This window comes from Parasaccharibacter sp. TMW2.1890 (assembly GCF_023337645.1).
Lineage (GTDB): Bacteria > Pseudomonadota > Alphaproteobacteria > Acetobacterales > Acetobacteraceae > Bombella > Bombella apis.
Genome location: NZ_NWUV01000001.1, coordinates 849,998 through 863,215, shown reverse-complemented (window position 1 = coordinate 863,215; position 13,218 = coordinate 849,998). Strand labels below are relative to the sequence as shown.

10 protein-coding genes and 1 tRNA gene are annotated in these 13,218 nt (G+C 59.7%); 8 read left to right on the top strand and 3 right to left on the bottom strand.

From position 1 onward, the window contains the following. The first annotated feature begins 2 nt into the window (after positions 1–2). Both CPA54_RS03815 and CPA54_RS03810 read left to right on the top strand, forming a co-directional pair. Positions 3–449: an SUF system Fe-S cluster assembly protein gene (locus CPA54_RS03815; RefSeq protein ID WP_081563230.1), complete on the top strand. Its 447-nt coding sequence runs from the start codon at positions 3–5 to the stop codon at positions 447–449. A 45-nt stretch (positions 450–494) separates the two neighbouring features. Then, positions 495–851, top strand: coding sequence for an iron-sulfur cluster assembly accessory protein (locus CPA54_RS03810; RefSeq protein WP_043561127.1), 357 nt, complete (start codon positions 495–497; stop codon positions 849–851). 39 nt (positions 852–890) lie between these two features. Here CPA54_RS03810 and CPA54_RS03805 read toward each other — a convergent pair whose 3' ends face one another. From CPA54_RS03805 to CPA54_RS03795, 3 genes are all read right to left on the bottom strand, one after another. Then, positions 891–2,189 (bottom strand): class I SAM-dependent RNA methyltransferase, encoded by a 1,299-nt coding sequence (locus CPA54_RS03805; protein WP_154981391.1) that lies wholly within the window; start codon positions 2,187–2,189, stop codon positions 891–893. After that, positions 2,186–4,177, bottom strand: a complete 1,992-nt coding sequence (locus CPA54_RS03800) for a DEAD/DEAH box helicase (RefSeq protein ID WP_249085706.1) — start codon at positions 4,175–4,177, stop codon at positions 2,186–2,188. The genes CPA54_RS03805 and CPA54_RS03800 overlap by 4 nt, the downstream gene beginning before the upstream one ends. Before the next feature lie 486 nt (positions 4,178–4,663). Continuing rightward, complete coding sequence (locus tag CPA54_RS03795) at positions 4,664–5,107, bottom strand: hypothetical protein (protein ID WP_043559900.1); 444 nt, start codon at positions 5,105–5,107, stop codon at positions 4,664–4,666. Positions 5,108–5,167: 60 nt separating this feature from the next. Between CPA54_RS03795 and CPA54_RS03790 the strand changes: the two genes are divergently transcribed. The 6 genes from CPA54_RS03790 (at position 5,168) to lon (ending at position 13,171) form a co-directional block, all read left to right on the top strand. Next, positions 5,168–6,646 carry an NAD(P)H-hydrate dehydratase gene (locus CPA54_RS03790; protein WP_249085544.1) on the top strand — a complete coding sequence of 493 codons (1,479 nt, stop codon included), beginning with the start codon at positions 5,168–5,170 and terminating at the stop codon, positions 6,644–6,646. A 146-nt stretch (positions 6,647–6,792) separates the two neighbouring features. Further along, positions 6,793–6,877 (top strand) — tRNA-Leu (locus CPA54_RS03785). Between the two features lie 67 nt (positions 6,878–6,944). Beyond that, on the top strand, positions 6,945–8,273 hold the full coding sequence (gene tig / locus CPA54_RS03780) for a trigger factor (RefSeq protein ID WP_081563228.1): 1,329 nt from the start codon (positions 6,945–6,947) through the stop codon (positions 8,271–8,273). Positions 8,274–8,422: 149 nt separating this feature from the next. Beyond that, the gene (locus CPA54_RS03775) at positions 8,423–9,064 is read left to right on the top strand and encodes an ATP-dependent Clp protease proteolytic subunit (RefSeq protein ID WP_043559905.1); all 642 of its coding nucleotides are present in this window, start codon (positions 8,423–8,425) and stop codon (positions 9,062–9,064) included. A gap of 69 nt (positions 9,065–9,133) precedes the next feature. Beyond that, positions 9,134–10,396: an ATP-dependent Clp protease ATP-binding subunit ClpX gene (clpX, locus tag CPA54_RS03770; RefSeq protein ID WP_043559908.1), complete on the top strand. Its 1,263-nt coding sequence runs from the start codon at positions 9,134–9,136 to the stop codon at positions 10,394–10,396. Positions 10,397–10,567: 171 nt separating this feature from the next. Then, the gene (gene lon / locus CPA54_RS03765; protein ID WP_086431452.1) at positions 10,568–13,171 is read left to right on the top strand and encodes an endopeptidase La; all 2,604 of its coding nucleotides are present in this window, start codon (positions 10,568–10,570) and stop codon (positions 13,169–13,171) included. The last annotated feature ends 47 nt before the right edge of the window (positions 13,172–13,218 follow it).

The following is a 13,218-nucleotide window of genomic DNA, read 5'->3' as shown; positions in this document are numbered from 1 at the left end:
TCATGACAGAAACAGACGAGCTGAAGAGCAGAGATGAGGCGGTTTCTTCCGCTGTGGAAGAGAACGTTCCCGCCGGGCCGTCTGTTCCGACACGGGAGCAGGCCTATGCGGGGCAGGAGGAGCTTGTTCCTCCCCCCGTGGATGCGCCGCCACAGCAGGATGAGGTCATCGCCGCCATCGAGACCGTCTTTGACCCGGAGATTCCGGTCAACGTCTACGAGCTGGGGCTGATTTACGCCATCGACCTGCATGATGACGGGCGTGTGGATATTGAGATGTCCCTCACGGCCCCGAACTGCCCGAGTGCGCAGGAGCTGCCCCAGATGGTGCGCTATGCCGTGCTGTCCGTTCCGACCGTGCGGGAAGTGACCGTCAAGGTGGTCTGGGATCCGCCGTGGGACATGAGCCGGATGAGCGACAATGCCCGTCTTGCCCTGAACATGTTCTGATCCTGAATGAACACGCTGGAAACTGAAGATCGGGAGGGTACCCTCATGACAGATACTGCCCCCAAACGCAGCCTGCCACCCCTGATGACCATGACAGACCGGGCCGCCGCCCGCCTGAAGACCCTGTATGAGGGAGCCGAGAAGGGAAAGTTCCTGCGCATCAGCGTGGGCAAGCGTGGCTGTTCCGGCATGTCTTACGAGATGAATTTCGTGCCGGAAGTCCAGAAAGGGGATGAGCGGATCGAGGATCATGGGCTGACCCTGCTGGTGGACAGCAAGGCGACGCTCTTCCTGATCGGCACGGTCATGGATTATGAGGTGAAGGAGCTGGAATCAGGCTTCACCTTCACCAATCCCAATGAGAAGGGCCGCTGTGGCTGCGGGGAGAGTTTCCACGTCTGATGGTGGAAGCAGGCGCAACGTGATGAAGCGGGAGGGAGGTTATCCCTTCCGCTTTTTTTCGGCTTTGCGGATGCGTTTCGGATCTCTGGAAAGAACCAGCACGGTCTCGACATCCGTGGACCAGAGAAACTGGTCGATCACGGTCCATGACAGCACGGCAAAACCGGCCTGCTTCAGGGCGGGGAGTTCTTTTTCCAGCGCAGCTGGATTGCAGCTGACATAGACCACATCCTGCACTTTGGAGCGCAGAAGGGAGGCCAGCTGCTTGCCTGAGCCAGCATAGGGCGGGTCCAGCACGACAACACGGGCCTGATTCAGTTCAGGCGGCAGGAGGGGCTGGCGATTCAGGTCCCGCTCGGAGCCTTCTGCACGGCTGCCGTGGGTAGCGGCACGGAGGGAGGCGATGGCCGCCCTGTCGCCCTCATAGGCCTGCACGAAACCGTGCTGGGCCAGCGGGAAGGTCAGGGTTCCGCATCCAGCATACAGCTCGATGATCCGGTCCTTCCGGTTCAGCGGCGGCAGACCGGCAAGAACGGCTTCACGGATGGCCTGCTCACCTTCCTGACTGGCCTGAAGGAAACTGGCTGGTGGGGGTGAGACCCTGACACCGCCAAAATGATGGAAGACCGGCCCCGTCTGTGCAGCCGTTTCCATCATCCTGCCGGGAGCCGGACGCCATGTGATGCGTGGAATCCCATGGTCCCGTGCAAAAGCGGCCAGTTTTTCCCTGTCAGAACCGCTCAGGGGAGCGGGTGTCTCCAGCGTCAGGTCTGGGCCGCTGTCCAGAAGGTTGATGGCCAGATTGCCACGCCCTGTCAGGGCACCAAGGGAGGAGAGGCACTCACGGAGTGGAGGAAGCAGCTTCAGCAGTTCCGGGCGGATGAGGGGACATTCCGTCATGTCCACCGGGTCACCACCCCGTTGATGCAGCCCGAGAATGATGCCCCCTGGTACCCTTTGCAGGGCTACGTCCAGCCGCTGGCGGCTGTGAGGGGGCGTCTGGTACAGGGCAGGTTCTGGCAGGTCCGTAAAGCCGCTTCTGTTCAGGGCACGCTGGACCTGATCCTTTTTCCACTCCAGCAGGGCGGTCTGGTCCATGTGCTGGAGGGCACAGCCGCCGCAGAGGTCGGACAGGGAGCAGGGCGCTTCTACCCGATGGGGGGATGTGCTTTCCCGCTCCAGAAGTTCCGCTTCGCCGTCATGGAATCGCAGATGCAGTTGCTCGCCCGGCAGGGTTCCGGGAATGTACCAGGCCCGCCCCTCATGACGCACCATCCCGTCTCCCGAACGGCCGAGCTGTTCGACAGTGGCGTGAATCTGCGTGGACGTTTCCATCATGAGTCGGACGGATCACGTGGTTCCGGCAGGAAGCTGACCTTCATGAAAGCAGGTACATTCTCGCCAAAGCCATCCTGCATCCCGTTCTTTTCCGGTACGGGCGGCAGCAGTTCGGCTCGGCCGGACCGCTTGTGGTCATGCTTGCGGGCTTCCGGCAGAGGATCACGCTCCGGCTGCTTCTTGCGGGCCGGACGGTCTTCCTGCTTCGGTTCGGCAGTTTTCCTGTTTCTGCCATTCCGCTGCTGACCCTTGCTCTCATCCTTGGCGGAGGCAGGGGAGGCATCCTCCTCTCCACGCCATTCAAGATGGCGGAAGCCTTTTACAGCCAGCGGCTCGATCGTCTTGCCCGTCAGGCTCTCGACGGCCTCGAGCAGCTTCTGCTCATCAGGTGTGGCCAGACTGTAGGCCTTGCCTTCCTTGCCGGCACGGCCCGTGCGGCCAATACGGTGGACGTAATCTTCCGCATTGAAAGGCAGGTCATAGTTGAAGACATGGGACAGCCCGCCAATGTCAATGCCACGGGCCGCCACGTCGGAGCAGACGAGAATCTGGAGATCACCTGTGCGGAAGCGCTCAAGGGTTTCGAAACGTAGGTCCTGCGTCAGGTCGCCATGCAGGTGGCCGACAGAGAATTTCTGCCGTGTCAGATGGCGTTCCAGTGTGTCCACGTCACGCTTGCGGTTGCAGAAGATGATGGCGTTCTGCACGTCATCCTGCCGCAGCAGGGCGCAGAGGGCACGGCTCTTGTCCTTCTTCTCCACGACCAGCAGGCCCTCGGTAATGGTGCTGGCAACGGAGGACTGGCGGGCGACGGTGATTTCCTTGGGACTGTTCAGGAAATTGTCGGCCAGACGGCGGATCTCCGGAGCCATGGTGGCGGAGAAGAAAAGGGTCTGGCGCCGTCTGGGCAGCAGGCTCACGATGCGCTCAATATCGGGAATGAAGCCCATGTCCAGCATACGGTCGGCCTCATCAATGACGAGAAGGTCAGTCTGCGTCATCAGCAGTCCGCCCCGTTCGAACATGTCGAGCAGCCGCCCCGGGGTGGCGATGAGGACGTCCACGCCACGGTTGAGCAGTTCCTTTTGCTCGTTCATCTTGCCGCCACCGATCAGCAGAGCGTGGGTGAGGCGCAGATGCGCCCCGTACTGCTTGAAGTTCTCGGCAACCTGGAGGGCAAGCTCACGGGTGGGTTCCAGAATGAGCGAACGGGGCATCCTGGCCCGGGCTCGGGATTTGGAGAGCTTCTCCAGCATCGGCAGGGTGAAGGAGGCCGTCTTGCCGGTGCCAGTCTGCGCCACGCCAAGGACGTCACGCCCGGTCAGAATCTCTGGCACGGCCTGTGCCTGGATGGGCGTGGGATGAGTATAGCCCATTTCCTCCACGGCCCGGAGGATCGGTTCGGAAAGACCAAGATCGCTGAAGAGGATACGGCTTTCCGAGCCGGTCTCGGTGGGTGTTCCCTCAGCTGGTTTTTCTGCCTGCGGCTCAGCCGTTTCTGCTTCAGCCTTCTTCGCTCTTTTCCGGCGAGACTTGGCTGGTGTGGCGGATGCCTTGTCTTCCGTTCCGGCTGGTGCGGCGCTGCCTGCCGTGGTTTCGACCGTTTCTTCAGCAGCTTTCCGACGGGTGGAAGGGCGGCGTGTTGGAGGGGTAGCCGACTCTTCGTGGTCGTCCACGGTTTCCGTGGCCGGTGTGGCTTCGGCCGTCTTTTTGCGGCGTGTGCGAGGCGTTGCCGGTTTTTTTTCCGGGACGTCGGCTTTGGCAGTTTCTGTTTCGGCTGTTTTTCTGGTGCGGGTAGTCGCCCTGCGTTTGCGTGCGGGGGGAGCTTCCTCACTCCCGGCAGCTGCTGTGGGGTCTGCCGGGGCAGATGCTTCCTCAGCAGTGGCAGCCTTGCGGCGGGTGGGCTTTACTGTTTTCTTTGCCGGAGTGGAGGCGCTGCTTTCTGTCGCCTCATCTGGGGAGGGAGCATCTTCTGGCGTGGGTTTCACGCTGCGGCGGCGCGTCGTGCGCTTGGGTTTCTCGGCAGGCTCCGCAGCTTCAGCAGCCGGGGCTGTCTCATCAGCAGCCGTGGCGGCTGGAGTCGTGGCTTTCTTCCTGGTACCGGCTGCCGTGCTGCGGCGTCGCGTGGCTGGCTTGCGGGCGGCAGTGGTGGTGTCATCCTGCACAGTATCGTCCGCTGGCTGTTCCGTCCCGGTTTCTGTCCCGGTGCGGGGTGTCTTCGTGCGGGGAGTGGACGTTTTCCGCACGCGGCTGGTGCTGCTGCGGGTCTTGGACGGACCAGAGGATGGTTTACTGCTCAAATGACTCTCGGAATGTTTCTGTTACAGGGCAGGCTGCCCGGCAGCCTGTCGGGCAGATGAAAGGCAACCGGAGAGGAAGGGTATCAGCCTCTCCGGTTCGTTAATATCCGTTATCGTCAAATGCCGTTTTTGGCAAGGTAATAGGCGGTCGCTCACAGTGAAGAGAGCTGGATGTCAGGCGCCGCCACCAAGAGCACCGGCGATGATGGCGATGATGCCTGCCAGCGCCATGAGGGCTGCCCGCCGATGCAGGGAGCTGAAAAGCTGCGGCTGAGGGCGGATGGCACGCCGTGCTGCCCGCAGTGGGCCGAAAAGCATGCTCAGGAAAATGACGATCATCACCAGCCCGCAGAAGGCCATGAGGTGGAACGGCCAAGGCAGATAGGCGCCTGCATGGATGATGAGGGCGATTCCGCTGAGGACAGCCACAGGGACGACGTGGCAGAGCGCCTTGAGATAACGGCCATAGGTCTGAAGCAGAACCGTGTTGGCCTGCTGTGCTTCCAGCAGGCGGACGCTGCGGCGGGACTGGAGGCAGAAGATGGCGCCACCGACCCAGTAGGTGATGCAGAGGAGATGCAGGGCGAGGATGAGCCCCCAGAGAATGGAACTGGTCATGGTCAATCCGTAACGTGTAACTGAGTGATTGGCCACGTCTTATAGAGGGAAGATTCCATTATGTCCTGTTTTCCGTATCAGGAAGCCCTGTCGCAGGTTCTTCTGGCTCCTGAGGATACACGGCGGATGGATCATGCCATGGCATCGACTCTGTCTGTAATCATGGAGAGAGCTGGCATGATGGCTGCCCGGGCTGTCTGCCAGCATGTCCGGCCCTGCCGGGTTCTGGTGGCCTGTGGGCCAGGGAACAATGGGGGCGATGGCCATGTGCTGGCCCGTCATCTGGCCGAGCGTGGCTGGCCTGTGTCCGTGGCGGTGCTGCATCCGCCTGAGCCTGGCAGTCTGGCTGACAGGATGGCAAAGCGCTGGCATGGGCCGGTGGTGGCTTTCACGCAGGAGGAGGCCCGACGGGCTGATCTGGTGATTGATGCCGTATTCGGTGCTGGCATGAACCGGTCCCTGTCGGAATGTGTCGAAGATTTCTTTGCTGCGGCACGGCAGATCATTGCCATTGACGTTCCATCTGGTCTGGACGGTGCTACAGGGGCGTGTTCGGGGCGTGTGGCAGCCTGCCGGATGACCATTGCCCTGATCCGCAAAAGGCCGGGCCATCTGCTGGAACCGGGGCGGTCGCTCTGTGGTGAGGTTGTCTGCGTCGATCTGGCGGCGCCTGCCGCTGCCATGATCCAGATGGAGAGTGTCCGGCTGTGGGAGAATGCACCGGGTTTATGGCGGCTCCCGGCGCAGAGGCCTGGGGACCACAAATACAGACGGGGCGTGGTAAGCATCTGTGGTGGTGCTGCCATGCACGGTGCCGCCTTGTTTGCGTTCGAGGCAGCCCGGCATGTCGGTGCCGGGCTTGTCCGCCTTACGGTGCCAGCCGAGGCTGCCACGCTGTACCGACTCGCTTCACCGGCTGCTATTGTGGATGCACAGCCCATGGAGCAGGCGCTGGAGGATGAGCGCCGGCACGTCTGGGTCTGTGGCCCCGGCCTGTGCCCGGAGGAGGTGGAGCGGACACTGCCATGCCTTCAGAAGTCTGGTCGAACAATCGTGGCTGATGCCGGTGCGCTGTCATGGGCGGCCGGGCACCCCGAGCGACTGAAGGGGGTTTCCGTCATGACGCCGCACATGGGTGAGTTTTCCCGCCTTTTCGGGCAGGTGGAGGGGAGCCGTCTGGAGGTTGCACGGTGGGCTGCAGCCCGGTTGGGTGTCGTGGTTGTTCTGAAGGGAGCCGATACGGTCATTGCGGCTCCGGATGGCCGTTCGTCCATCAACGTCCACGCCACGCCAGCTCTGGCCATTGCCGGGGCAGGGGATGTGCTGAGTGGGCTTGTCGGGGCCTTTCTCGCCGCAGGGCTGCCCGCCTGGGAGGCTGCTGCGGCGGCTGTCTGGGTTCATGGTGAGGCAGGACGGCGTGCTGCCCGCAGGAAAGCAGGCTGGATCGTACCGGAAGACCTTTTTGGAGAGCTGGGGGCGGCCCGGCATGCGGCTTCCAAGAGGCCTGAAGGGGACAGTGTGTGCGTGAGGGCAGAATAACAGGACCGCCCATGGCAGAAATGACATCTTTGCAAAGAGAAACCCTTGCCGATGCCTGTCTCATGCGCTAAATCCGCAGACTGATGAAGGGTCCGTGCCTGCCTGTCAGGGGGTGCGGATGCTGGAGAACAGGTCGTATGGTTCATGCGGGCGTGGTGAAATTGGTAGACACGCCAGATTTAGGTTCTGGTGGCGCAAGCTGTGGGGGTTCAAGTCCCTCCGCCCGCACCAAGGCAGTCTCCTCCTGAGTACAACAATGTCGATGATCCCCTTGTCATAGAGAAGGAATAGCGGTTTCATGCAGGTTACGCCCACACTCACCGAAGGCCTGAAGCGGTCCTTCACCGTAGTTATTCCCGCTGCTGACCTGCAGGGCCGTTGCGATGCCCGTCTGGCTGAAGTGGCTCGTGATGTGAAGCTTCCCGGCTTCCGCCCGGGCAAGGTTCCGGCCTCCGTCGTCAAGCAGCGCTTTGGTGAATCCGTCCAGGCGGAAGTGACGGAAAAGCTGGTGCAGGAGAGCGTGAAGTCCCTGCTGGAAGAGCGTGACATCCGTCCGGCCATGCAGCCGAAGGTTGAGATCGTTTCTGGTGGAACTGAGGGCAAGCCCTTCGAATTCACGCTGGAGATGGAAATCCTGCCGGAAATCCCGACCCCGGACATGGCAGGCACGAAGCTGACCCGCTACAGTGCCAAGGTTGCTGATGAGGTTGTGGACAAGGCTCTGGCCGAGGTTGCCCAGCGCAACCGCAAGTTCGAGACGGTGGATGAGAGCCGTCCGGCTGGCAAGGGTGATGTGCTGAACGTCAATTTCGTTGGCAAGAAGGATGGCGTGCCGTTTGATGGTGGTACGGCCGAGGATGTCAATGTCGAGATTGGCGGTGCTGGTTTCATCCCCGGTTTTGCCGAGCAGATGGAAGGCATGAAGCCGGGTGAGGAACGCACGATCACGGTGACCTTCCCGGAGAATTACCAGGCCAAGGAGCTCGCCGGTCAGGAGGCTACATTCGAGATCAAGGCCAATGCGCTGAAGAAGCCGGTCGATCCGACGATTGATGATGAGTTTGCCAAGTCTCTGGGGCTGGAGAGCGTCGAGCAGATGCGCAAGCTGATTGCCGAGCAGGCAGAGGGCGAGTACAAGCAGCTTTCCCGTATGCGCATCAAGCGGGACCTGCTGGACATCCTGTCCAAGAAGGTTGACTTTGAGGCCCCGCAGAGCATGGTGGATGCCGAGTTTGGCCAGATCTGGAGCCGTATCGAGGCTGAGCGCAAGAATGGCAGCCTTGATGAGAAGGATGCTGCCAAGGATGAGGAAACCCTGCGGGCCGACTATCGCAGGATTGCCGAGCGCCGTGTGAAGCTGGGTCTGCTTCTGGCCGAGCTTGGCCGCAAGCAGGACATCCAGGTCTCGCAGGAAGAGCTGCTCTCTGCCATGCAGCAGGAGGCTCGCCGGTACCCGGGGCAGGAGCAGGCCGTGTTCGAGTTCTTTACGAAGAATCCTCAGGCCATCGATAACCTGCGCGGGCCAATCCTTGAGGATAAGGTCGTCGATTATCTGATCGAGCTGGCTGAAGTGACCGACAAGGAAGTGACGGCAGAGGAACTGGCCAACATTCCGGATGCTGACTGATTGCTGCATCTGAGGAAGGAAGGGGCAGCAGCCGCTGCCCCTTTTTTTTGCTCTTGGCAGGAAGATTCCTCTGATATTAGTCCATTCTGTGCGAAGACACGGGCAAAGAGGGTGTGCTAGGCTAGGGGGAGTTGTAAAGGAAAATACCTATGGGCATTGAAGACCGTAATCCTCTGGACGTGTTCAATAACACTCTTGTTCCAATGGTGGTGGAGCAGACCTCAAGGGGTGAGCGCTCTTTCGACATCTATTCCCGGCTTTTGCAGGAGCGTATCATTTTTCTGACAGGCCCGGTCTATGACCAGGTCTCGTCTCTGATCTGTGCGCAGCTGCTCTATCTTGAGAGTGTCAGCCCGACCAAGGAAATCTCTTTCTATATCAACAGCCCTGGTGGGGTCGTTTCTGCCGGTCTGGCGATGTACGACACCATGCAGTATATCCGTTCACCGGTCAGCACGGTCTGTATCGGTCAGGCAGCGTCCATGGGGTCACTGCTGTTGGCTGCCGGTGAGGCGGGCCGCCGTTTCTGCCTGCCCAATGCCCGTGTCATGGTCCACCAGCCTTCCGGTGGAGCGCAGGGGCAGGCTTCGGACATCGAAATTCAGGCCCGTGAAATCCTGCATATCCGTCGCCGGCTGAATGAGATCTACCGTGAGCATACAGGGCGTGCGCTGGAGGAAATCGAGGAGGCGCTGGAGCGTGACCGTTATCTCTCTGCTGCGGAGGCCAAGGAGTTCGGGCTGGTGGATGAGGTTGTGACACGTCATCCCGCGGAGAAGAAAAGGGCCTGATCTGATTGTTGAACAGGGCATTCAGGGGTCTGAACATACCCGTCTCCCATACGGGTTTGAGGAGCTGTAATGAGCGGAAAAGATAGCGATTCAAAGAATACGCTTTATTGTTCATTCTGTGGGAAATCCCAGCATGAGGTGAAGAAACTCATTGCCGGGCCAACCGTATTCATCTGTAACGAATGTGTTGAACTGTGCACGGACATCATCCGTGAGGAGCGGAACACAGGCCCTGTGACCAGTGGTGAAGGGGTGCCAACTCCACGGGAAATCTGCCAGATACTCAATGATTATGTCATTGGCCAGAGTGAAGCCAAGAAGGTGCTTTCGGTGGCGGTGCATAATCATTACAAGCGGCTGGAGCAGTCCGAAAAGGCTGGTGATGTCGAGATCGGCAAGGCCAACATCATGCTGATCGGTCCGACGGGAACGGGGAAGACCCTGCTGGCCCAGACACTGGCCCGCATTCTGGACGTTCCCTTCACCATGGCCGATGCCACGACACTGACAGAAGCTGGCTATGTGGGAGAGGATGTTGAGAACATCATCCTCAAGCTGCTTCAGGCCTGTGACTATAATGTTGAACGTGCCCAGCGTGGCATTGTCTATATTGATGAGATCGACAAGATTTCCCGCAAGGCGGAGAATCCGTCCATCACCCGGGATGTCTCTGGTGAAGGCGTGCAGCAGGCTCTGCTGAAGCTGATGGAAGGCACGGTGGCCTCCGTTCCTCCGCAGGGAGGGCGCAAGCATCCGCAGCAGGAGTTCGTGCAGGTCGATACGACCAACATGCTCTTCATCTGTGGCGGGGCCTTTGCCGGGCTGGACAAGGTCATCAGTGCCCGTGGCAAGGGCAGTGGCATTGGTTTTGGGGCGGATGTGCGCTCCGAGGATGACCGCAAGCTGGGAGATATCCTCAAGGATATCGAGCCGGAAGACCTCATGAAATACGGCCTGATTCCGGAATTCATTGGTCGTCTGCCGGTCATCGCCACGCTGAATGACCTTGATGAGGCCGCTCTCGTCCAGATTCTGACAGAGCCGAAAAATGCTCTGGTCAAGCAGTATCAGCGTCTCTTCCAGATGGAAGGGGTGGAGCTGGAGTTTGAGGAAGAGGCCATCAAGGGGATTGCTGCCCGTGCCATCGAGCGGCAGACCGGGGCCCGGGGTCTGCGTTCCATCATGGAAAAAATCCTGATGGAAACGATGTTTGACCTTCCAGGCCGGAAGAATGTCGACAAGGTTGTCGTCACCCGGGATGTGGCGGAAGGCCGTGCAGAGCCTGTCTATGTTCATGGCCAGCAGGCTGAGGAAGAAAAACAGGCGGACTGAAAGAGGCGGACGCTGGCAGATTTCCATCATCTGCTAGCGCTTCGCAGCGACAGGGGTATTGTCCCTTGTGCCTTGATACCCCACATAGAGATACAGAATGAAAGAGCCCCTTGCCGTGCCACTTTTTCAGGGCGGCGGGGGTTTGATCGTCCGTTATGGAGATCCTGAAGCATGAGTGACGAAAAGAAACCAAAGACAGCCCGCCGCAAGACTGCTGCCAAGGATGCCGACAAGGGTAGCGTCGCCCGGACGCGGCGTACGGCTTCCACGTCTGCTACCCGTAAAGATGGAGAGGCCAAGGCTTCTGCGGCTCCTCGCAGGAAGGCTGCGTCCTCCAAGGCTGAAAGCGGCAAGGCTACAGTGGCCGCTCAGTCGCCCCGGAAGGAAGCGCCTGTCATGCCGGTGCTGCCCCTGCGGAATATTGTCGTCTTCCCACACATGATTGTTCCACTCTTTGTGGGACGTGAGAAATCAATCCATGCTCTGGAGCAGATGCCGGAGGATGTCCGTGAGATCATTCTCGTGTCCCAGAAAGATGTGGGCAAAGATGAGCCGACTGTTGATGATGTGTTCCGCATCGGGACGGTTGCCAGCGTCCTCCAGCTTCTGAAATTGCCCGATGGTACGGTGAAGGTTCTGGTGGAAGGGCTGCGCCGTGTCCGTCTTGTTGGCCTGAAGGAGCAGGATGGCTATTTTCAGAGCTCTGTGGAAGACCTTCCTGATGAGCTGGGTGCCCGTGGTGGGGAACGTGAAGCTCTGGCCCGTTCTGCCGTAAAACGGTTTGAGGATTATGCCCGGCTGAACAAGAAGGTGGCGCCGGAGGTACTGGCCTCGGTCAGCCATCTGGAGGATCCGTCCCGTCTGGCGGATACGATTGCCAGCCACCTCAACCTGCGGATTCCGGAACGGCAGGAGCTGCTGGAAACCCTCTCCGTGGAGGAGAGGCTGGAGCGTGTCTTTGCGGGGATGGAAGCGGAAATAGACGTTCTTCAGGTGGAGAAGCGTATCCGCAGCCGTGTGAAGAAGCAGATGGAGAAAACCCAGCGGGAGTATTATCTGAATGAGCAGATGAAGGCCATTCAGAAAGAACTGGGTGAAGGCGAGGATGGCCGTGACGAACTTGCCGAGATCGAAGAGAAGATCGAAACGCAGGGGCTAAGCCAGGAAGCCAGGGAGAAGGCCCGTGGCGAGCTGAAAAAGCTGCGGAGCATGAGCCCCATGTCTGCCGAGGGCACAGTGGTCCGCAGTTATCTGGACTGGCTGGTCAGCCTGCCATGGAAGAAACGCTCCAAACTGGCAAAATCCCTCCAGAAGGCAGAAGACGTTCTTGAGGCTGATCACTATGGGTTGGAGAAGATCAAGGAACGTGTCCTCGAGTATCTGGCCGTCCAGAGCCGTGCGAAGAAGCTGAAGGGGCCGATCCTCTGTCTGGTTGGCCCTCCGGGTGTTGGCAAGACCTCTCTGGCACGGTCCATCGCCAGGGCGACAGGGCGGAAATATGTCCGCATTTCCCTTGGGGGGATGAAGGATGAATCCGAGATACGTGGTCACAGACGGACCTATATCGGTGCCATGCCGGGCAAGATTGTCCAGGGTATCAAGAAGGCCGGGGTGAGCAATCCACTCTTCCTGCTGGATGAGGTGGACAAGCTGGGGTCGGACTGGCGGGGGGATCCGTCTTCCGCCCTGCTGGAGGTGCTGGACCCGGAACAGAACAACACGTTCGGGGACCATTACCTCGAGGTGGAATATGATCTTTCTGACATCATGTTCATCGCCACGGCCAATTCTCTCGACATGCCCCAGCCGTTGCTGGACCGCATGGAGATCATCCGTCTTTCTGGATATACGGAACAGGAGAAGCTGGAGATCGCCAAGAGGCATCTGCTGGCCAAGCAGGCGAAAGAGCATAATCTGAAGCCTGGTGAATGGCACGTGACAGACGAGGCTCTTCTGGCGCTTATCCGGTCTTATACACGGGAAGCCGGGGTGCGCAGTCTGGAGAGGATGATCGCCCGTCTGGCGCGTAAGGCCGTGCGTGAGATTCTGTCTGGCAAGGTGAAAAAGATCGAGGTGACGCCAGAGACGCTGGAGGTTTATGCCGGTGTCCCACGTTACCGTCATGGTGAGGCTGATCAGGAGGATCAGATCGGTATCGTGACGGGCCTGGCCTGGACACAGGTTGGCGGAGAGATCCTGACCATCGAGAGCCTGACCATGCCGGGCAAGGGCACGATCCGTCATACCGGCAAGCTTGGTGATGTGATGAAGGAGAGCGTGTCTGCGGCTTTCTCCTATGTGAAGTCCCGTGCCGAGACATTCGGTATCGACCCGGCCGTGCTTGAGAAAACGGACATTCACGTGCACCTGCCAGAGGGGGCCGTGCCGAAGGATGGCCCTTCTGCGGGTTCAGCGCTGACCACGTCTCTCGTCAGTGTGCTGACACGCATCCCGGTCCGGCATGATGTTGCCATGACGGGGGAGGTGACCCTGCGTGGCCGTGTTCTGGAGATTGGTGGGTTGAAGGAGAAGCTGCTCGCAGCTCTGCGGGCTGGCATCAAGACGGTTCTCATCCCGGAAATGAATGTCAAGGACCTGGCTGAGATTCCTGAAAATGTGAAAGAAGGGTTACAGATCATTCCCGTCCAGCATATGGATGAAGTGCTGAATATTGCCTTGACAGAGCCGCCGAAGGCTTTGGCAGCGGGGCAGATGGCGGGCAGGAGTGCCAAGAAAGTGAACGGGGAAGGAATTTCTCGCTCAATTCAACATTAAGTAAGGGTATTCTTGGCTTCAGGCTGTTGACGCGGACGAAAACCGCT

Bases quoted from the DNA above. Each gene is read 5' to 3' on its own strand.
- CPA54_RS03790 (WP_249085544.1), top strand. From the start codon at position 5,168: ATGTCCTGTTTTCCGTATCAGGAAGCCCTGTCGCAGGTTCTTCTGGCT.
- CPA54_RS03810 (WP_043561127.1), top strand. From the start codon at position 495: ATGACAGATACTGCCCCCAAACGCAGCCTGCCACCCCTGATGACCATG.
- tig (WP_081563228.1), top strand. From the start codon at position 6,945: ATGCAGGTTACGCCCACACTCACCGAAGGCCTGAAGCGGTCCTTCACC.
- CPA54_RS03795 (WP_043559900.1), bottom strand. From the start codon at position 5,107: ATGACCAGTTCCATTCTCTGGGGGCTCATCCTCGCCCTGCATCTCCTC.
- clpX (WP_043559908.1), top strand. From the start codon at position 9,134: ATGAGCGGAAAAGATAGCGATTCAAAGAATACGCTTTATTGTTCATTC.
- lon (WP_086431452.1), top strand. From the start codon at position 10,568: ATGAGTGACGAAAAGAAACCAAAGACAGCCCGCCGCAAGACTGCTGCC.
- CPA54_RS03775 (WP_043559905.1), top strand. From the start codon at position 8,423: ATGGGCATTGAAGACCGTAATCCTCTGGACGTGTTCAATAACACTCTT.
- CPA54_RS03805 (WP_154981391.1), bottom strand. From the start codon at position 2,189: ATGATGGAAACGTCCACGCAGATTCACGCCACTGTCGAACAGCTCGGC.
- CPA54_RS03815 (WP_081563230.1), top strand. From the start codon at position 3: ATGACAGAAACAGACGAGCTGAAGAGCAGAGATGAGGCGGTTTCTTCC.